Origin of the sequence: Pseudomonas sp. AM14(2022) (genome assembly GCF_036346455.1) — a bacterium.
Classification (GTDB): Bacteria; Pseudomonadota; Gammaproteobacteria; order Pseudomonadales; family Pseudomonadaceae; genus Aquipseudomonas; species Aquipseudomonas putida_A.
Genome location: NZ_JAOTNY010000011.1, coordinates 38,864 through 56,169, shown reverse-complemented (window position 1 = coordinate 56,169; position 17,306 = coordinate 38,864). Strand labels below are relative to the sequence as shown.

16 protein-coding genes and 1 pseudogene are annotated in these 17,306 nt (G+C 61.7%); 11 read left to right on the top strand and 6 right to left on the bottom strand.

Annotated elements, in window-relative coordinates; genetic code table 11:
- Positions 1-16: 16 nt before the first annotated feature.
- The 4 genes and pseudogenes from accB to gcbA form a co-directional block, all read right to left on the bottom strand.
- Positions 17-481: an acetyl-CoA carboxylase biotin carboxyl carrier protein gene (gene accB / locus V3W27_RS20580; RefSeq protein ID WP_024164417.1), complete on the bottom strand. Its 465-nt coding sequence runs from the start codon at positions 479-481 to the stop codon at positions 17-19.
- Between the two features lie 48 nt (positions 482-529).
- Positions 530-982 (bottom strand): type II 3-dehydroquinate dehydratase, encoded by a 453-nt coding sequence (gene aroQ, locus V3W27_RS20575; protein ID WP_025111759.1) that lies wholly within the window; start codon positions 980-982, stop codon positions 530-532.
- 241 nt (positions 983-1,223) lie between these two features.
- Positions 1,224-1,730: pseudogene (locus V3W27_RS28260) on the bottom strand (methyl-accepting chemotaxis protein); the annotation flags it as partial.
- Between the two features lie 1,491 nt (positions 1,731-3,221).
- Positions 3,222-4,892 (bottom strand): diguanylate cyclase GcbA, encoded by a 1,671-nt coding sequence (gene gcbA, locus V3W27_RS20565; protein ID WP_027613596.1) that lies wholly within the window; start codon positions 4,890-4,892, stop codon positions 3,222-3,224.
- Between the two features lie 426 nt (positions 4,893-5,318).
- On the opposite strand from gcbA, the gene V3W27_RS20560 reads away from it, so the two are divergent.
- The 7 genes from V3W27_RS20560 to V3W27_RS20530 all read left to right on the top strand — a co-directional run bounded on the left by V3W27_RS20560 (position 5,319) and on the right by V3W27_RS20530 (position 12,887).
- The gene (locus V3W27_RS20560) at positions 5,319-6,386 is read left to right on the top strand and encodes a DUF2333 family protein (RefSeq protein ID WP_007963034.1); all 1,068 of its coding nucleotides are present in this window, start codon (positions 5,319-5,321) and stop codon (positions 6,384-6,386) included.
- 3 nt (positions 6,387-6,389) lie between these two features.
- A complete protein-coding gene (locus tag V3W27_RS20555; protein ID WP_027613597.1) occupies positions 6,390-6,947 on the top strand; it encodes an NUDIX hydrolase in 558 nt (185 codons plus the stop codon).
- A gap of 188 nt (positions 6,948-7,135) precedes the next feature.
- Positions 7,136-7,507, top strand: coding sequence for a translation initiation factor Sui1 (locus V3W27_RS20550; protein WP_007914613.1), 372 nt, complete (start codon positions 7,136-7,138; stop codon positions 7,505-7,507).
- A 219-nt stretch (positions 7,508-7,726) separates the two neighbouring features.
- Positions 7,727-9,640 carry an arginine decarboxylase gene (speA, locus tag V3W27_RS20545; RefSeq protein WP_003221289.1) on the top strand — a complete coding sequence of 638 codons (1,914 nt, stop codon included), beginning with the start codon at positions 7,727-7,729 and terminating at the stop codon, positions 9,638-9,640.
- Positions 9,641-9,870: 230 nt separating this feature from the next.
- Positions 9,871-11,208, top strand: a complete 1,338-nt coding sequence (locus tag V3W27_RS20540) for a contractile injection system protein, VgrG/Pvc8 family (RefSeq protein ID WP_330207405.1) — start codon at positions 9,871-9,873, stop codon at positions 11,206-11,208.
- Positions 11,205-11,999, top strand: coding sequence for a DUF4123 domain-containing protein (locus tag V3W27_RS20535; RefSeq protein ID WP_330207404.1), 795 nt, complete (start codon positions 11,205-11,207; stop codon positions 11,997-11,999). Before V3W27_RS20540 ends, V3W27_RS20535 begins: the two co-directional genes overlap by 4 nt.
- A gap of 12 nt (positions 12,000-12,011) precedes the next feature.
- Positions 12,012-12,887, top strand: coding sequence for an alpha/beta hydrolase (locus V3W27_RS20530; protein WP_247268735.1), 876 nt, complete (start codon positions 12,012-12,014; stop codon positions 12,885-12,887).
- On the opposite strand, the gene V3W27_RS20525 is transcribed toward V3W27_RS20530, so the two are convergent.
- Positions 12,881-14,230, bottom strand: coding sequence for an MATE family efflux transporter (locus tag V3W27_RS20525; RefSeq protein ID WP_330207403.1), 1,350 nt, complete (start codon positions 14,228-14,230; stop codon positions 12,881-12,883). The genes V3W27_RS20530 and V3W27_RS20525 overlap by 7 nt on opposite strands.
- 157 nt (positions 14,231-14,387) lie before the next feature.
- Positions 14,388-14,681, bottom strand: coding sequence for a hypothetical protein (locus V3W27_RS20520; RefSeq protein ID WP_007963021.1), 294 nt, complete (start codon positions 14,679-14,681; stop codon positions 14,388-14,390).
- 160 nt (positions 14,682-14,841) lie between these two features.
- Here V3W27_RS20520 and V3W27_RS20515 point away from each other — a divergent pair, with 160 nt between their 5' ends.
- From V3W27_RS20515 to V3W27_RS20500, 4 genes are read left to right on the top strand one after another with little or no spacing between them, the layout of a single operon-like run.
- The gene (locus V3W27_RS20515) at positions 14,842-15,144 is read left to right on the top strand and encodes a MazG-like family protein (protein WP_007951009.1); all 303 of its coding nucleotides are present in this window, start codon (positions 14,842-14,844) and stop codon (positions 15,142-15,144) included.
- Positions 15,144-15,893 carry a methyltransferase gene (locus V3W27_RS20510; RefSeq protein ID WP_222016751.1) on the top strand — a complete coding sequence of 250 codons (750 nt, stop codon included), beginning with the start codon at positions 15,144-15,146 and terminating at the stop codon, positions 15,891-15,893. Before V3W27_RS20515 ends, V3W27_RS20510 begins: the two co-directional genes overlap by 1 nt.
- 12 nt (positions 15,894-15,905) lie before the next feature.
- Positions 15,906-16,514, top strand: coding sequence for a DUF4136 domain-containing protein (locus V3W27_RS20505; protein ID WP_134785349.1), 609 nt, complete (start codon positions 15,906-15,908; stop codon positions 16,512-16,514).
- A gap of 51 nt (positions 16,515-16,565) precedes the next feature.
- The gene (locus V3W27_RS20500) at positions 16,566-17,123 is read left to right on the top strand and encodes a DUF4136 domain-containing protein (protein WP_330207402.1); all 558 of its coding nucleotides are present in this window, start codon (positions 16,566-16,568) and stop codon (positions 17,121-17,123) included.
- The last annotated feature ends 183 nt before the right edge of the window (positions 17,124-17,306 follow it).

The following is a 17,306-nucleotide window of genomic DNA, read 5'->3' as shown; positions in this document are numbered from 1 at the left end:
AAAGGCTCTCCGCAGTTCAAACGATGGTGAACAGCGGTTGGTCGTACTCAACCGGCTGGCCGTCTTCGACGAGGATGGATTCGATCACACCGCTGGTTTCAGCTTCGATGTGGTTCATCATCTTCATGGCTTCGACGATGCACAGGGTATCGCCTTTCTTCACGGTCTGGCCGACTTCAACGAAGGCTGGCGAGGTTGGCGAAGATTTACGGTAGAAGGTGCCTACCATTGGCGAGCGGGCCACGGTGCCGTTCAGTGCCGGAGCAGCAGCGGCAGCCGGAGCGGCAGCAGCCACTGGAGCGGCAGCGGCGGCAGGTGCAGCGGCCGGAGCCTGCATCGGCGCCGGAGCGTAGTACTGCTGAGCCGGGGTCTTGCTGTGACGGCTGATGCGTACGGACTCTTCGCCTTCCTTGATCTCGAGCTCGTCGATGCCGGACTCTTCCAGCAATTCGATCAGTTTCTTAACTTTACGGATATCCATGAATCATCAACTCCCAAGGGTCGGTCAGGGGCGTTTAACGCTTGTGGTTCAAGTCGTTGCCTGTGTTTCAAGCTGTTCTAGTGCGGCCTCCAGGGCCAGTCGGTAACCGCTGGCGCCAAGGCCGCAGATCACTCCCACCGCTACATCGGAGAAGTAAGAGTGATGGCGGAAAGGTTCGCGCTTGTGCACGTTGGACAAATGCACTTCGATGAATGGGATGCTCACTCCCAGCAGCGCGTCACGTAATGCGACACTTGTGTGTGTAAATGCTGCTGGATTGATCAGAATGAAATCGACACCCTCACCGCGAGCGGCGTGGATGCGGTCGATCAATTCGTACTCGGCATTGCTTTGCAGGTGCAGCAGATGATGGCCGGCTTCACGGGCGCGGCGCTCCAGATCCTGATTGATCTGCGCCAGGGTCGTTGACCCATAGGTGCCCGGTTCGCGGGTGCCGAGCAGGTTCAGGTTGGGGCCGTGCAGCACCAGTAGCGTCGCCATCTGCGTGTTCCTTGTTATGAATGAGCAGTCGTCAGAACCCGGCGACTATGCCGCAAAGGCTTTGTGACTGTCCAGTTCTCTGCAATAGCCAGCACGATGACCGATGTTTGCGCGAAATTTGTGACTGAGTGATTTGATCCGGTCATTTGTGGGGACAGGAATACCGCCTTCGCGAGCAAGCCCGCTCCCACAGGGGTACGCATTCCAATGTGGGAGCGGGCTTGCTCGCGAAGGCGATTTTTCAGACGCGGAAGGCTTGCACGGCGGTGTGCAGTTGCCCGCCCAATACCAGCAGGTTCTCGCCCTGTTCGCGACCTTCGCCGATACGCAGCAGGTTATCCCCGCCCAATTGATGGATCCGCTCGCTATGGTCGCGGATCTCGCTGACCGCGCCGCTTTGCTGAGCGGTGATATCGGCGATGCGGATCGCCGTGTCGGAAATGGTCTGGATCGCGCCGACGATTTTATCCAGCGCACCGTCCGCCGCTTGTGCCTGACTGGCCGTGGCTTCGGCGTGTTCGACCTGCGCGCGCATGCCTTCGACCGATTGTCTGGCGGCGCTTTGCAGGCCGGCGATCAGCGTCTGGATTTCCGCCGTCGCGCCCGCCGTGCGTTGCGCCAGTGAGCGCACTTCTTCGGCCACCACCGCAAAACCACGGCCCATTTCCCCGGCCCGCGCCGCTTCGATCGCCGCATTCAGCGCCAGCAGGTTGGTCTGGTCGGCGATCGAGCGGATCACCGTCAGTACGCCGCCAATGGTCGCCGACTCTTCGGCCAGGTGCTCGATCATTTGCGCATTACCCTGGACTTCGCCGACCAGTGCGTGCAGCCCGGTGAGGCTTTGGCCGATGACGGTCTGTCCGTGCTCGACGGCCAGTCCGGCATGGCGACTGGCATCGGCGGCCTGTCGTGCATCGCCAGCGACCTGCTGAATCGTCGCTTCAAGCTCACCCAGTGAATCGCGGATCAGCGCGGTGTCGCCCGCCTGATGCTCGGCACCGCTGTGCAGCTCGTTGCTCAGTTCGGCGAGGGTACGGCTGCTGCCGGCGACTTGTTCGGCATTGCCGCGAATCGTCCCGACCAGATCCACCAGATACGCGCGCAAGCGGTTGAGCGAAGCCTCGATGTCATGCAGCTCGCGGTTGGTCTTGCCCAAGTGAATGTCGTTGCTGAAGTCGCCCTCGGCCCAGGTCGACAGCGCCGGAGCGAGGTTGGTCAGAGTGCGCGACAGGCGCCGCTGCAAGGTGTCGATCAGCAGGGCGATCAACAGAATCAGGCCGATCATCATGCCCTGCATCAGGCGCACTTCGCCCTGAATCTGTCCGTGCTGGGCGCGCACCACCGGTTCGAGTCCGGCGATGGCTTGCTGCACGGCGGCGATCTTCAAATGGGTCGCGGTGCTCAGGTCGGTGCGTTTCTGGATCTGCTCGCGGGTACGTGCCAGCTCCGCCGGGTAGCGACCGAGCAGGCTGTTGAGTTCGCGCTTGAGGCCGACCCCGGCGTCTTCGGCGGCGGCTTTTTCTGTGCTTTCGATGCCCATCATCGCTGCGAAATCATCACTGCCGGATTCATTCCTGGCGACCACGCCGAGCAAGGGCAGGGCGTCGATGGCCTGAGCCTGGGTGCGGATGTTGTCGACTTCGCGCTCGACGTCGGCGGCCAATTCACTGCGGCCGCTGCTGACCAGTTTGTCGCGGGCCAGCGACAGCTTGCCCAGGTGCTGCGAAGCGACCAGCAGCGGCGTCAGGTAAGACGCGTTGCCATTGGCGTAGGTGCTGAGTTGATCGAGGCTGGCGCTCAGTTCGCGTTCGGCTTGCAGCAGCAGTGCTTGCGGATCACCGGCCAGTTTGCCGGCCGCGAGCAGGTTGGTTTTGCTGAACTCTTCGAGGCTCGACAGACTCGGGCGCAGGGTCTCGGCCAGTGCCGGCGGCAGTTCGCCGAGCTCCTTCTGCAGGCCGTCGATGGCCTGGCTGGCGCTGCTCAGGCGCAGGGCGTCGCCGCTGGCGAGGTAGTCCTCGACATTGCGTGCCACGTCATTCTGAAATTGCTGCGACAGGCCGAGGTAGCGCTCCATCAACAGATACGGACGCTCCAAGGCTTTTTGCGACCACCACAGCGTCGCGCCGAGGGCCACGCAGACGGCGACCAGCAGCAGAGTGTTGAGATTGGTGAGCAACTTCAGGCGCATGACGGCTACCAACGGCAGAAATGGTAAGCGCCTGAATTTATTGCGGTTCTGTTACAGGGTTATGACCGAATCAGTGGATTCCGATGAAAAGGTGGCACTTTGCTTTGAGTCGCGTGCGGTCTGCACTCGATTGCGTCCGGCACCTTTGGCGCGGTACAGCGCTTCGTCGGCCTGGCTGGCCATCATCAGGCTGTCGGAATCCTCGTGCATTTCCACCACGCCGGCGCTGAAGGTGCACCACAAATCGTGCGGTTGCGCCGGGTAGTGGATTTCGGCGAAGCGCTGGCGGATCTCGTCGAGCACTTTGTGCGCCGCTTCTATATCCGTGTCGGGCATGACGATGGCGAATTCTTCGCCACCGTACCGGCCGATGAAGTCGGTCTTGCGCAGGCGTTGCTTGAGGAACAGCGCCAGGCTCTTGATCACTCGGTCGCCCATCGGATGGCCGTGACTGTCATTGACTCGCTTGAAGTGGTCGATGTCGAGCATGGCAAAGCTCAGCGGCTTGTTCTCGCGACGGGCGCGGAACGAGCAGTCTTCGAGCAATTGCAGGATGTGCGTGTGGTTGTACAGGCCGGTGAGGCTGTCGCGGACCATGCGTGCCTTGAGATTGCGCGCGCGGGCGGCGCGGTTGCGCACAGTCGTAATCAGATGCCGAGGCTTGATCGGTTTGGTAAGGAAATCGTCGCCGCCCTCGCTCATGGCGTCGAGCTGCTTGTCCAGATCGTCCTCGGCCGAAAGATAAATGATCGGCACGCTGACGTAGCGGTCGTTGTGGCGGATGACCTTGGCCAGTTCGGTGCCGGTGCAGGCCGGCATGTACATGTCGAGGATGATCAGATCCGGCTGGAAGTCCGCCAGTTCGGCCATCGCCTGGATCGGTTCGATCAGGGTGCGAGTGACGATTCCAGCGCTGTTGAGCAGGCGCTCGGTGTGCAAGGCCTGGGCGCGGGAGTCGTCGATGATCAGCACTTTATAAGGTTCGTACTGGGCGACGCAGGTCAGGACTTCGATCTTCTCCAGCAGGCTCGACGCTTCGAGGGTGCCGGTGAGGAACTCCTGGCCGCCGGCGCGCACGGCGGCGAGGCGGGTCGGGGTGTCGGTTTCGTGCAGGCTGAAAAACAGCAGCGGCAGCGGTTCTTCCAGGCCAACCTGAGCTTCGGCAGCCAGTTGCAGGCCGACGCCTGCGCCGCTGAAATCCACGTCCATGACGATCGCGGCGGGCAAGCGCTCGACCATCGAGGAGCGAAACGCCGCGACACTGTCCAGCGCCTGCGCGGTCAGGCCGAAAAACTCCAGCTGCTTGGCCAGCCGCTCGGCGCGGTCGTGATCCTGCAACATGACGTAGATCGGTTTGCGCAGTGGCGGCAGGAAGGTCTGGTCGAGTTGATCGCCATGCCGCAGACCGGTGCGCGACAGACGCTGCATCAAACGATTGAGGTCAGTGATCAGGCCGCTGCTCAGGCGTCCGCGATTGGCGTCCACCGCTTCCAGCGACTGGCCGATATGACGCGCGAGTTGCGTATGCTCGGGCTGCTCGAAGCGCTCGGCAAAACGCAGCAGGCGCAGATTGGCCTCGCTCAGTTCGGCGAGGTCGGCGGTGGACCACTCACTGCGTTGCAGGCGCTGCCATATCTCAAGAATCTGACGTGCCTGATGAATTACCCGCTGGGCAAAGTGGTGCTTGAGGCGCTCACGGCTGGGGTCTTCTGGCTCGGTCATATCCTGACTACTAGTTAGGGCGCATGCTGAGATCGACTGGTGGCTCTATGCTAGCACCTCTTTTCCCTTATATGAGTGTCGTGCGTCAATAATCTGCGGTGCTGCACAATTCAGTTTCTGACCGGGTGGTTTTGGATGAGACCTGTTCGTCGATGAACCTCCCGAAAACCGGGCATATGGTGCTGCTCGAAGCGTAAACAAGCCTGTGTGCACCACGCTGTGCTGCAGACAGACGCTGATCTGCAAATGCCTGTTTCGCAGCTTTGTTGATGGCGCTGTATCAGGGAAACCCCTAGAGAATTTGCGGGTCGATGCCGCGCGTTCCGTGGATTTTCTGCTTCTCTTCAATGGCGGGTGCCGGCCTTGGCACGTTGTTGTATGGTTGTGGTCGAACCGTTGAACCCAAGTGATTGAAAGGATATCGCCATGCTGGACTGGAAGAACCGCGCGGGCAGCGCGCCTGAACGTGCCGCTGAGCCGAAGTCGGCCACCCGCAGCTATGTGGGCGGGCTGTTGTTCAGCCGCGCGCTGGCCACGCTGATCGGCATTTATCTGCTGGTGACCATCGGCCTGGGCTGGTACTGGAGCCAGGAGCCGGCGCTGTTTCCGGTGGCACAAAACGCCCAGGCGGCTGCCGAGAAAGAAGGCAAGCAGATGGTCGTCGGCTACACCACGGTCGAAACCCTCAAGACCGTTGCCGGTACGTTGCTGAACAAACCGGGCGGCTACATTTCCAACGACCGTTTTCCGCCTGGCCTGTGGATGGACAACACCCCGAGCTGGGAATACGGCGTGCTGGTGCAGGTGCGTGACCTGACTCGTGCCCTGCGTAAAGACTTCGCCCGTTCGCAGTCGCAGTCGGCCGAAGATGCCGATCTGGCCAAGGCCGAACCGCGTTTCAACTTCGACAACAAGAGCTGGATCCTGCCGTCGAGCGAATCGGAATACCAGGAAGGCATCAACTCCCTGAGCCGTTACCAGGCGCGTCTGTCTGATCCAACGCAGAAAAACGCCTTGTTCTACGCTCGCGCCGACAACCTCAACAACTGGCTGGGTGATGTCGGCACTCGCCTGGGTTCGCTGTCGCAACGCCTGTCCGCCAGTGTCGGCCGTGTCAAGCTCAACACCGCGCTGAAAACCGAAGTGCCGGCGGTTGGCGAAGTACCGCAAGTTGACGAGGAAGTCGTAGAGACTCCGTGGATGCAGATCGACAACGTGTTCTACGAAGCACGCGGTCAGGCCTGGGCGCTGTCGCACCTGTTGCGCGCCATCGAAGTGGACTTTGCCGATGTGCTGGCGAAAAAGAACGCCACGGTCAGCGTGCGCCAGATCATCCGTGAACTGGAAGCATCGCAGGAGCCGGTCTGGAGCCCGATGATCCTCAATGGCAGCGGCTTCGGCGTGCTGGCCAACCACTCGCTGGTCATGGCCAACTACATTTCCCGGGCCAACGCCGCAGTGATCGATCTGCGTCAATTGCTCAATCAGGGCTGAGTCATGGTCGATAGCGCCAAAGAGGCGGCGCACCGCGCCGCCTCCGATGCCGAACAGATCGCCTGGGTCGACGAGCAGGACAACTTGCTCGGCGCCCTGGTGCGGGCCGATCTGCGTGAGCGCGGGCTGATCGGGCGCGGCACCTACATCATGTTGTTCAATTCCGCTGGTGAGCTCTGCGTACACCGGCGCACCCTGAGCAAGGCGATCTATCCCGGTTACTGGGATGTGGCAGCCGGCGGCATGGTGCAGGCCGATGAGACCTACGCCGAATCGGCGGCCCGCGAGCTGGAAGAGGAATTGGGCGTGAGCGGGGTGGAGCTGACCGCCCACGATCATTTTTTCTTCGAGGACACCGGCAATCGCCTGTGGTGCTCGGCATTTTCCGCGGTGTGGGACGGCCCGCTGAAACTGCAGCCGGAAGAAGTGCTGGAAGCACGCTTTATTCCGGTCGATCAGGTACTGCAGGAAATCGAGCAAAAGCCTTACTGCCCGGACTCTCTGGCCGCGTTGAAGCGCTATCTGAAGGCTCAACAAAGCGGCGTCGCAAAGAACACATAAATTGGCGCCGATTGGCTCTTAGCAATTGCGCTTTTTGCCGTTACACTGCGCGACCTTTTCAAGCTGCACCGACCTGCTTTTGTTCAAGCGCACGGTGCAGTAGCGCTGCCCCTGCCTGAGTGGGGCTTCGCGGTCGATGACCTTGCCCAAGGTCGCGATCAGTCTTTGTCCTCCCAAGAGGATTGCCGGTGGCCAAAAAAGCCGCATCCTTCGCCGCCCTTGGTGGCCTGGTATTTTCCACCGACGCAGGTCGTCATTGCCCGGAATGCAGTAAACCGGTGGACGCCTGTATCTGCAAACAAACCGTGATCCCGGCCGGGGACGGCATTGCCCGCGTGCGTCGCGAGAGCAAGGGCCGTGGCGGCAAAACGGTGACCACCATCACCGGCGTGCCACTGGCCGAAGACGCCCTCAAGGAGCTGGCGACAACGTTGAAGAAACGTTGCGGCACCGGTGGGGCGTTGAAGGACGGGATCATCGAAATCCAGGGCGATCATGTCGAGCTACTCTTGGCTGAGCTGATCAAACACGGTTTCAAAGCGAAGAAGTCCGGCGGCTAGCAGCCTCTGTGAAATCCATCTGCGGCTTGATCCGGCACTGAAGCAGTTCAGATCCGGCGTCGTCTCCATGGTTTTCACAGAGCCTGTTCATGACCGGTTTCTAAACTACACGCGGTCAGCGCGGTCTACCGCCGCGCTGACGAACCGTCATTTTCATTCTTTAGACTGCGCCGGCCTGCGATCAGGCGACGCACTATGACTTCTTTATAGGGGACTTCGATGTCCGTACGACGCACACGTAAAGACGATGGCAGCCAATGGACAGTTGCGGACAGCCGCAGTGTTTACGGGATTCGCCATTGGGGGGCCGGGTATTTCGCGATCAATGACGCCGGTCGCGTCGAAGTTCGTCCGAACGGCCCGAGCAGCTCGCCTATCGACCTGTTCGAACAAGTCGACCAACTGCGCAAGAGCGGCTTGTCCCTGCCGTTGCTGGTACGTTTCCCCGACATCCTGCAAGACCGTGTCCGTCAACTGACCGGTGCTTTCGACTCGAACATCGAGCGCCTGGAATACCAGAGCAAGTACACCGCGCTGTACCCGATCAAGGTCAACCAGCAAGAAGCGGTGATCGAGAACATCATCGCCACCCAGAACGTTTCCATCGGTCTGGAAGCCGGCTCCAAGCCTGAGTTGCTGGCAGTGCTGGCACTGGCGCCGAAGGGCGGCACCATCGTCTGCAACGGTTACAAGGACCGCGAGTTCATCCGTCTGGCGCTGATGGGGCAGAAACTCGGCCACAATGTGTTCATCGTCATCGAGAAAGAATCCGAAGTCGGCCTGGTGATCGAAGAAGCCGCCTCGCTCAAGGTCAAGCCACAGGTCGGCCTGCGCGTGCGCCTGTCGTCGCTGGCGTCGTCGAAGTGGGCGGACACTGGTGGCGAGAAATCCAAGTTCGGTCTGTCGGCGGCGCAACTGCTGTCGGTGGTCGAGCGCTTCCGCGCGGCCGGCCTGGATCAGGGCATTCGCCTGCTGCACTTCCACATGGGTTCGCAGATCGCCAACCTGGCTGACTACCAGCACGGTTTCAAGGAAGCGATCCGTTACTACGGCGAGCTGCGCAACCTTGGTCTGCCGGTCGATCACATCGACGTCGGCGGCGGTCTGGGTGTCGACTACGACGGTACTCACTCGCGCAACGCCAGTTCGATCAACTACGACATGGACGACTACGCCGGTGTCGTGGTCGGTATGCTCAAGGAGTTCTGCGACGCGCAGAGTCTGCCGCATCCGCACATCTTCTCCGAAAGCGGCCGCTCGCTGACCGCGCACCACGCGATGCTGGTGGTGCAGGTGACCGACGTCGAGAAACACAACGACGAAATCCCGCTGATCGAAAACAAGGAAAACCTGCCGGAAACCGTGCAGTGGCTGGTGGACCTGCTCGGCCCGACCGATATCGAGATGGTCACCGAGACTTACTGGCGCGCCACGCACTACATGAGCGACGTGGCTTCGCAGTACGCCGACGGCAAACTGACCCTGGCGGAAAAGGCCCTGGCCGAGCAGTGCTACTTCGCTGTGTGCCGTCGCCTGCACAACTCGCTGAAGGCACGTCAGCGTTCGCACCGCCAGGTGCTCGACGAACTCAACGACAAGCTGGCCGACAAGTACATCTGCAACTTCTCGGTGTTCCAGAGCCTGCCGGACACCTGGGCGATCGATCAGGTGCTGCCGATCATCCCGCTGCATCGTCTGGACGAAGAGCCGCTGCGTCGCGCCGTGCTGCAAGACCTGACCTGCGACTCCGACGGCAAGATCAACCAGTACGTCGACGAGCAGAGCATCGAGACCAGCCTACCGGTGCACGGTCTGAACGAAGGTGAAGACTATCTGCTGGGCGTGTTCCTGGTCGGCGCCTATCAGGAAATCCTCGGCGACATGCACAACCTGTTCGGTGACACCGACTCGGTGAACATCTACCAGAACGCCGATGGCAGCGTGTACCACGCCGGTATCGAGACCCACGACACCATCGAAGACATGTTGCGTTACGTGCACTTGTCGCCGGAAGAACTGATGACCCACTATCGCGACAAGTGCGCCAGTGCCCGCATCAGTGCCAGCGAGCGTACGCAGTTCCTCGATGCCTTGCGTCTGGGCCTGACCCGTTCCTCCTACCTGTCTTCCTGAGTCAGGTCTGTTGCACCGGGTTGTCTGAAATTTTCCCTCAAGCTGTGGAAAATTCGGATGACCCGGTGGGACATTTCCCAAATCCCCTGCGAAATAATTGCCTGCCACAGCCGGAGAAGTGATCCGGTCTGCTTTTCGCGTAGGTCATTTCCTAAGTTGTACTTCAGCTCTCTACTCGGCCATGGCTCTCGGCGAGAATCCCCGGCCGCCCCTCCTGTAGAGATCCGCCCATGTTCGAATCAGTCAACGAGCCGTCGTTTCGTCTCGATGTAACGGGGCTGCCCGAGCCCTTCGAGGTGCTGGCCTTTACCGGAAGTGAGGGCATCAGCGAACCCTTCGCCTTTGATATCGATCTGTTGATCAATGATCCGCAACTGGACCTGGCCGGCCTGCTTTTCCGCTCGGCGTTCCTGCAGTTCGGTCCCGGACACAATGGCCTGAGCGGGCAATTGCAGAGTGTCGTTCAGCATGAGCACGATCAGGGCGCCCGATTGTGTCGAGTGACACTGGGACCGAAGCTGAGTTGTCTGGCGCTGCGTTTCAGTCAGCGGATCTTCAGCAGCCAGTGCGTGCCAAAGATCCTCGCGCAGGTGCTCAAGGAGCATGGGATCGTTGGTGCGCAACGGCGTTTTGATTTGCAGTGCGAATACCCGGTGCACACTTTCTGCACCCAGTACCGGGAGTCGGACCTGCAATTCGTGCAGCGGCTGTGCGCGCAGGCGCGGATCCACTACTACTTCGAGCACCGACCGGACGGACACTGTCTGGTCTTTGTCGATGATCCAGGGCGTTTTCCCGTGGCCGGCGCGGCGTCTGTGGACGATGGCGCGAGCACCCCGGCGGTAAGACGCTGGCAGATGCAAGTGGACGCCAGCGATGTGGACGCGGGTTCGGCGCAGGCCGGCAAAGCTTATGGCCACAGCGATCTGCCGACCTTGCGCGCCGCGCAGTGGCTGGCGTTGACCGCGCATCCGTTTGCCGAATGCAACCGCCGCTGGTTGCTGAGCCGGATCGAGCATCGTGCCGATCCCGCCAGCGAGCCGTCTTACAGCAACCGGATCGTCGCCGCTGCCCAAGCGCAACTGCCGACATTGACGAGCACCTGTGCCAGGCCGCGCATGCACAGTCTGCAACGTGCATGGGTAGTGACGGTCGATGAACCGCAGCCCGACGATCAGCGGCCGGTGGCGGTGCAGTTCGACTGGCTTTATCAGGGCGAAGGCGCTGCCGCCAGCCATTGTTGGCTGCCGCTCGCAGCAGCGTTGAGCGACGCCTCACTGACATCGTTGCGCGAAGGCGTTGAAGTGGTGGTGAGTTTTCATGAAGGCGATCCGGATCAGCCGGTGATCAGTGGTGTGCTGCAGGAGCCGGCGGTGATCGAAGACTGCGAAGCGCCATTGGCGCTGCCGGACGTGCTGCCGAGCGCGGGCCTGGCGCAATGGCTCAAGTCTGCCGAACCGCTGTTGCTGTTGTGTCTGATGCCCGGCGGCGGCAGTTACAACCACTGCACGGCGTCGATCTGCAGTTGCCGATTGGTCGCGTCGCTGGATCAGGACGGCGCCGCTTGAGCGGCGTCGGCTTTGCCCCGCAGGTACAGTGGCTGTTGCTCGATGGCGCCGATGCGCAGCAGGCGTTGGCGACATTGCGCCAGGGGTTCGCCAGCGTACGTTGCACGCGGCTGTTCCAGGGCACCGAGTTTCAAGCGGTAAGCGAGCACGGTCCGCTGCTGGTCGACCTGCATGACTGCCCGGCACTGGCGGCGCTGTGTCAGCGTGATCCGCAGACCTGGCGCGGGTTGTTGTTCGCCAGTGATGCCTCGCAGGCAGTAATGCTGAGCCACCTGCGACGGATGCTGACGGTCTCGTTCGGGCTCAATCACCGTGCCTTGCTCGGTTATTACAACCGCCAGACGGCAAGTTATTTCTTCGACGCCTGTGATGCCGCCGACTTGAGCCGCTGGCTCGGGCCGATCCGCCTGCTGCGCTGGTTCGGTGGCACCTGGGCCGACCTCGCCATCGGCAGTCAGGGCTGGCAGCAACTGCGCAACCCGCAGTGGGCGGTCGAGCCGCTGGGGATCGACGAAAGCCTCACCCATCGTCAGCGCGAACGTTTGCAAAGTTGCCTGCTGGAACAACACATCTGGCGCTGGTGCCAATCAATGGGAACCGACTACGCGCGCATGGCCTCCCATGTGCAGGAGGGGCTGAGCCTGGGTTTCAGCGACCGTACGGTGCTGGATGGCTGGTTGTGGCTACGCTTGCAGCATCCCCGAGCGGTATTGCCAGACCTGCCGGACGGGCTGAGCCAGCAGGAACGTCTCGAGCATGTGCGGCGACAGTGGCAGAACGATCAATCTTGAGGTGCGACATCCATGACAAATCCTCTGTGGCAGCGGTTCGGCGCAGTCCTCGGCGGGTTTCTGCTGCTGGTGCTGACGGGATGTTCCCCGGTCAAGGTGCTCAATGCGCTGACCCCCGACGACACGTTCCACAAAACCGCCGGGATTGCCTATGGCGATGATCCGCGACAGAAGCTCGACGTCTACGTGCCGCGCCAGCCGCTGGAGGACGCGCCGGTGGTGGTGTTCTTCTACGGCGGTAGCTGGAACAGCGGTGATCGTGGCGATTACGCGTTTGTCGGCGAGGCGCTGGCGTCGCGGGGAATTGTCGCGGTGCTGGCGGATTATCGGCTCTATCCGCAGGTGCGCTATCCGTTGTTTCTTGAAGACTCGGCGCGGGCGGTGGCCTGGACCCGGGCGCATATCCGCGAGTTCTCCGGCAACCCGCAACGCCTGTACCTGATGGGCCACAGTTCCGGCGCTTACAACGCGGCGATGCTGGCGCTGGATCCTGGCCTGCTGGGTGCGGTGGGCATGTCGCCAGAAGACCTCAGCGGCTGGATCGGACTGGCCGGACCGTATGATTTTCTGCCCATCCAGAATCCGCAGGTGCGTCCGGTATTCTTCTGGCCGGACTCACCGCCGCAATCGCAGCCGATCAACCATGTCAGGCAGGGCGAGCCTCCGGCGCTGCTGATCGCCGCGACCAAGGACAATCTGGTCAACCCGACGCGCAACACCGCAGGCCTGGCGCGCAAACTGCGCGAGGCCGGTGTGCCGGTGCAGGATCTGTACTACTCGCGCCCCAATCATGTGACGCTGGTGGCGAGTCTGTCGCGGCCGCTGCGGCACCTGGCGCCAGTGCTCGATCAGGTCGTCGGGTTCGTCAGACACACACCGGCTCAGTGAGCGGCGCCGCTGAACCAGCCGTCGTCGCGCCGCAGCCACAGGGCGAATACGCCGAGGGTCAGGCTGCGCAAGACCATGAACAGCAGAAACGTTATCCACAGGCCGTGATTGCCCAGTCCCTGTAATGCCCAGGCGAACGGCAGCAGCAGGGCGACGGTCAGCAGCATGCCGTTGCGCATTTCCCGGGCGCGAGTGGCGCCGATGAACAGGCCGTCGAGCAAGTAGCTCCAGACTGCAATCAGCGGCAACACCGCCAGATACGGCAGGTAGATGAACGCGGTGTCGCGCACGCTCTGGATGTCGGTCTGCATTTCGATGAACAAGTATCCGCCCAACAGAAACAGCGCGGCAAAACCGACGCTGGCCAGCAGCGACCAGCCGCCGGCAACGACCAATGAACGGCGCAGGGCGAGGCGATCACGGGCACCGATAGCGTGTCCGCACAACGCTTCGACCGCATGCGCCAGACCGTCCAGTGCATGCGCGGTCAACAGCAAGCCGTTGAGCAGCAGGGCGTTGGCTGCCACCGTGGCATCGCCCAAGCGCGCGCCTTGCACGGTGATCAGGAAAAATACCGATTGCAGCGCCAGGCTGCGGATGAAAATGTCGCGGTTGACCGCCAGCAAAGGGCGCCAGCTCTGCCACACCTTCAACGCTGCCCAGACGATGTGCCCGGGATAGGCGCGCAATGCGCCGCGGGTCAGCCACAGGCCGAGCAGGGCGCCGCTCCACTCGGCAATCACCGAGGCCCGGGCCGAACCGACCACCCCCCATTCCAGGCCAATCACGAACCACAGATTGAGAGCGATGTTGATCAGGTTGGTGCTGAGCAGAATTGCCAGAGGCGCCCGGGCGTTCTGGGTGCCAAGGAACCAGCCGACCAGGGCGTAACTGGCCAGCGCTGCCGGCAAACCAAATAGCCGGGTGTGGAAGAACTCACGGGTCAGTTGATCAAGTTCGGCTGACGGCTGCATGAAGTGCAGGGCCACGCCGCTCAACGGCACGCCGAGAGTGCCGAGCATGATCGCCAGTCCCAGCGCCAGCAGCAAACCCTGCAACAGAATCTGCCGCAACGCCGCGCCGTCGCTGCGCCCGGCGGCCTGAGCGGCAAACCCCGTAGTGCCCATGCGCAGAAAACCCATGGCCCAGGCGAGAAACGTGTAGAGGCTGGCGCCGACCGCCACTGCGCCCAACTGATGGGCGTGGGGCAGGTGGCCGATGACGGTGCTGTCAACCAGCGCCACCAGCGGCACGGAAATATTGGAAAGAATCATCGGCGCGGCGAGCGCCCAGACCTTGCGGTGAGTCGGGCGGTCGCGCCAGTCGGCAATCAGGTTGGACATGCGGGCTCCTTGGGGGAGCGGGGATTGTAGCGATTCATGCGGCCTGCGATGCAACCAATGTGGGAGCGAGCCTGCTCGCGAAAGTGGTGTGTCATTCAGAGCAGTTTTGGCTGATCCACCGCCATCGCGAGCAGGCTCACTCCTACAGGGAGCTGTATCAGTGGATGATCCAGCTCAACAACCACAACCCCAACAGCAGCCAGATGATCCCGGCAATGATCGACGCATTCATGAACGCGCGAATCGCCGACCACAGCAGCATCAGGCCGACGATCAGCGCGAGAATGCTGATGATCGAAGTGTCCATGCCCAGCGTCTTCGCCAGGCCATCGACAAAATTGCCGCCGGCGTTGCTCAGAATGTTGAACAGGCCGCTGAGGCCGTCGACGATGAAACGGATGATCGAACCGAGTGCCTGGCCGAGCCATTCGAAAAAGCTTTCTACCTGCATGTGTGCATCCTGATGAAAGAGCTGAGCCTTGGGCCACCGCGCGGGTGGCCGAGTTCCCTGCAACTATAGAGGGTTTGCCTCAATCCTGTGTGGGAGCGAACCATGGCCGCTTGCGTTCAGCCGACATCCCCCCGAAGCTATACGCCTTCAGGAGAGCCCGATGAACCTTGTTGAACTGACCGAACGCCTGCACGCCATTCGCGACCGCAATGACTGGCGGCAATTTCACAGCCCGAAAAACCTCGCCATGGCCGCCAGCGTCGAGATGTCCGAGTTGGTGGAGATTTTCCAGTGGCTGACCGAAGACCAGTCACGCCAGTTGCCGGCGGACAAACTGGCGCATGCCGGGCAGGAAGTCGGCGATATCGTCCTGTATCTGTTGCTGCTGTGCAGCGAGTTGGGGCTGGACATGAATGAAGTGGTGCGCAGCAAGCTCGCCGACAGCGAACGGCGGTTCAGCTGATGAGCGACCGGCATTTCGATCAGTTGGCGACCCGTTTCGCCGAAAAAATCTACGGTGGCGCCAAAGGCGCGATTCGCCTCGCGGTGTTGCAGGCCGACCTGGCCGAAGCATTGCCGGACCGACCGCTGCGCGTGCTGGACATCGGCGGTGGTCTGGGCCACATGTCGCTGTGGTTGGCCGAGCGCGGCCATCAGGTGACCTTTACCGAACCGGCTGAGCCGATGCTTGAGGGCGCCCGTCAGCGCTTCGCCGAAGCCGGGCAGAGCGCAACGTTCATTCAGGCACCGTGGCAGGAACTGCTCGGTCAGCTCACCGAACCCTACGATCTGGTGATCTGCCACGCGGTGCTCGAATGGTTGGCCGAGCCACACGCAATCCTGCCGGTGCTGCATCAACTGACCAAGCCCGGTGGCTGGCTGTCGCTGGCGTTCTACAACCGTGATGCGCTGATTTATCGCAATCTGCTCAAGGGCCATTTCAAGAAAATGCGCAAAAACACCATGGCCGGTGAAAAGCAGAGCCTGACCCCGCAGCAGCCGCTTGATCCGCGGGAGCTGGCAACGCAACTCGAAGGGTTGTGGCAGGTCGAAACCCAGAGCGGGATCCGGGTTTTCCACGACTACATGCCGGTGGAATTCCAGGCCCGCGCCGAACTCGTGGATTTGCTGGAGATGGAGCTCGCTCACCGTCGCCACCCAAGCTTCGCCGGGCTTGGGCGTTACTTGCACTGGATCTGCCGGCCGATCTGATCGGAGCCCCACATGAAAGCTCAATCCGGTTTATTGCTGATCTGTCTGGGGTTGGCCGCCTGCCAAGGCAGCAACCCCTACGTCGCGCAGTCGCGGCCGTTGCCGCCAGCGCCGCCGCAAGCGGCCAACACCTTTGATCGCAGCGCCTATCCGGCGCCACCGCGTGATTACGGGCGCTATCGCAGTTGGGCCTGGCTCAACGGGCAGTTACCGCCGGGCACGGCCTGGGCCGATTCGGCGCAAGTGGCCGAAGCGGTGAGCAACGCGCTGGACCAACGCGGGTTGCGTCCGTTGCACGACAATCGTCCGGCCGATTTGCTGGTCAGCGCCAATCTGCGTCTGGAAACCCGCTTGCGTCAGGTGCAGGACGATTACGGTTACGGCGGATACAGTGGCTATGATCGCTACGGGCGCGGTTACGGCATGTACAACACTGTGCCGATTGTTCGCACCTATCAGGAGCAGGTCGTGGTGGTGCAGGTCAATCTGTTCGACGCCGGCACCGGTCAACCGGTATGGAGCGCCAGCGCCGAAACCGCCAACCAGGGCAGCCAACTGGTGCGCACCGACGCCATTCGCGAGGCTCTGGAAAAAGCCCTGTCGGCGTATCCGCCGAGCTAGACTTCATGTGAGAACGCTTCGCAGGTTCAGGCCTTCAACCGGAGAACAACCATGTTCCGTCGTCTCGCTTTACTGGCAATGGCCGTGCTGCTCAGTGCTTGCGCTGCCAACCAGGTCAACCATGACTTCGACGCCAGCCGCGACTTCGCCGCCTATCGCAGCTGGAGCTGGAAAGAACCGGCGCTGCAATATCGCCCGGATGATCCACGGATCAAGAGCGACCTGACCGAGCAACGCATCCGCCAAGCCGTCAGCGATCAACTTGATCAACGCGGTTTGCGTCCTGCCGCTGCGGGAGCCAAGGGCGACCTGAGCGTGCAAACCTACCTGATTGTCGAGGATCGCCAGCAGCAAGTGACCACCAACTACGGCGGCGGTTGGGGTGGCCCGTGGAACGGGTATTGGGGCGCGCCGATGTACAACGAAACCCGCAACATCACCTACAAGGTGGCAACGATCCAGATCGATCTGCTCGATGGCAAGGACGGCAAACTGGTGTGGCGTGGCAGCGATGAGCAGATGCTCAGCAGCACGCCCAATCCACAGGATCGCAGCAATGCGGTGCGCGAAACGGTGGGCCGAATATTGGCCAACTATCCACCGCGCTAGTTCGCTGTAAAAAAAAAGGGAGCCCAAGAGGCTCCCATTTTTTGCCCCACCACAAATCTCCCTGTGGGAGCGGGCTTGCTCGCGAAGACGGCGTGTCAGCCACATCCATGTTGAATGACACAGCGCATTCGCGAGAAGACGAGGTCTGCAGGGTTTTGTGCAGCACCAAATGGCGCGTTGCCA

What these genes read in the sequence shown, in the direction of transcription:
- V3W27_RS20525 (WP_330207403.1), bottom strand. Translation starts at nt 14,230, where the DNA reads ATGTCCAACCTGATTGCCGACTGGCGCGACCGCCCGACTCACCGCAAG.
- V3W27_RS20540 (WP_330207405.1), top strand. Translation starts at nt 9,871, where the DNA reads ATGTTCGAATCAGTCAACGAGCCGTCGTTTCGTCTCGATGTAACGGGG.
- V3W27_RS20515 (WP_007951009.1), top strand. Translation starts at nt 14,842, where the DNA reads ATGAACCTTGTTGAACTGACCGAACGCCTGCACGCCATTCGCGACCGC.
- V3W27_RS20560 (WP_007963034.1), top strand. Translation starts at nt 5,319, where the DNA reads ATGCTGGACTGGAAGAACCGCGCGGGCAGCGCGCCTGAACGTGCCGCT.
- speA (WP_003221289.1), top strand. Translation starts at nt 7,727, where the DNA reads ATGTCCGTACGACGCACACGTAAAGACGATGGCAGCCAATGGACAGTT.
- aroQ (WP_025111759.1), bottom strand. Translation starts at nt 982, where the DNA reads ATGGCGACGCTACTGGTGCTGCACGGCCCCAACCTGAACCTGCTCGGC.
- accB (WP_024164417.1), bottom strand. Translation starts at nt 481, where the DNA reads ATGGATATCCGTAAAGTTAAGAAACTGATCGAATTGCTGGAAGAGTCC.
- V3W27_RS20505 (WP_134785349.1), top strand. Translation starts at nt 15,906, where the DNA reads ATGAAAGCTCAATCCGGTTTATTGCTGATCTGTCTGGGGTTGGCCGCC.
- V3W27_RS20510 (WP_222016751.1), top strand. Translation starts at nt 15,144, where the DNA reads ATGAGCGACCGGCATTTCGATCAGTTGGCGACCCGTTTCGCCGAAAAA.
- V3W27_RS20520 (WP_007963021.1), bottom strand. Translation starts at nt 14,681, where the DNA reads ATGCAGGTAGAAAGCTTTTTCGAATGGCTCGGCCAGGCACTCGGTTCG.
- gcbA (WP_027613596.1), bottom strand. Translation starts at nt 4,892, where the DNA reads ATGACCGAGCCAGAAGACCCCAGCCGTGAGCGCCTCAAGCACCACTTT.
- V3W27_RS20555 (WP_027613597.1), top strand. Translation starts at nt 6,390, where the DNA reads ATGGTCGATAGCGCCAAAGAGGCGGCGCACCGCGCCGCCTCCGATGCC.
- V3W27_RS20500 (WP_330207402.1), top strand. Translation starts at nt 16,566, where the DNA reads ATGTTCCGTCGTCTCGCTTTACTGGCAATGGCCGTGCTGCTCAGTGCT.
- V3W27_RS20530 (WP_247268735.1), top strand. Translation starts at nt 12,012, where the DNA reads ATGACAAATCCTCTGTGGCAGCGGTTCGGCGCAGTCCTCGGCGGGTTT.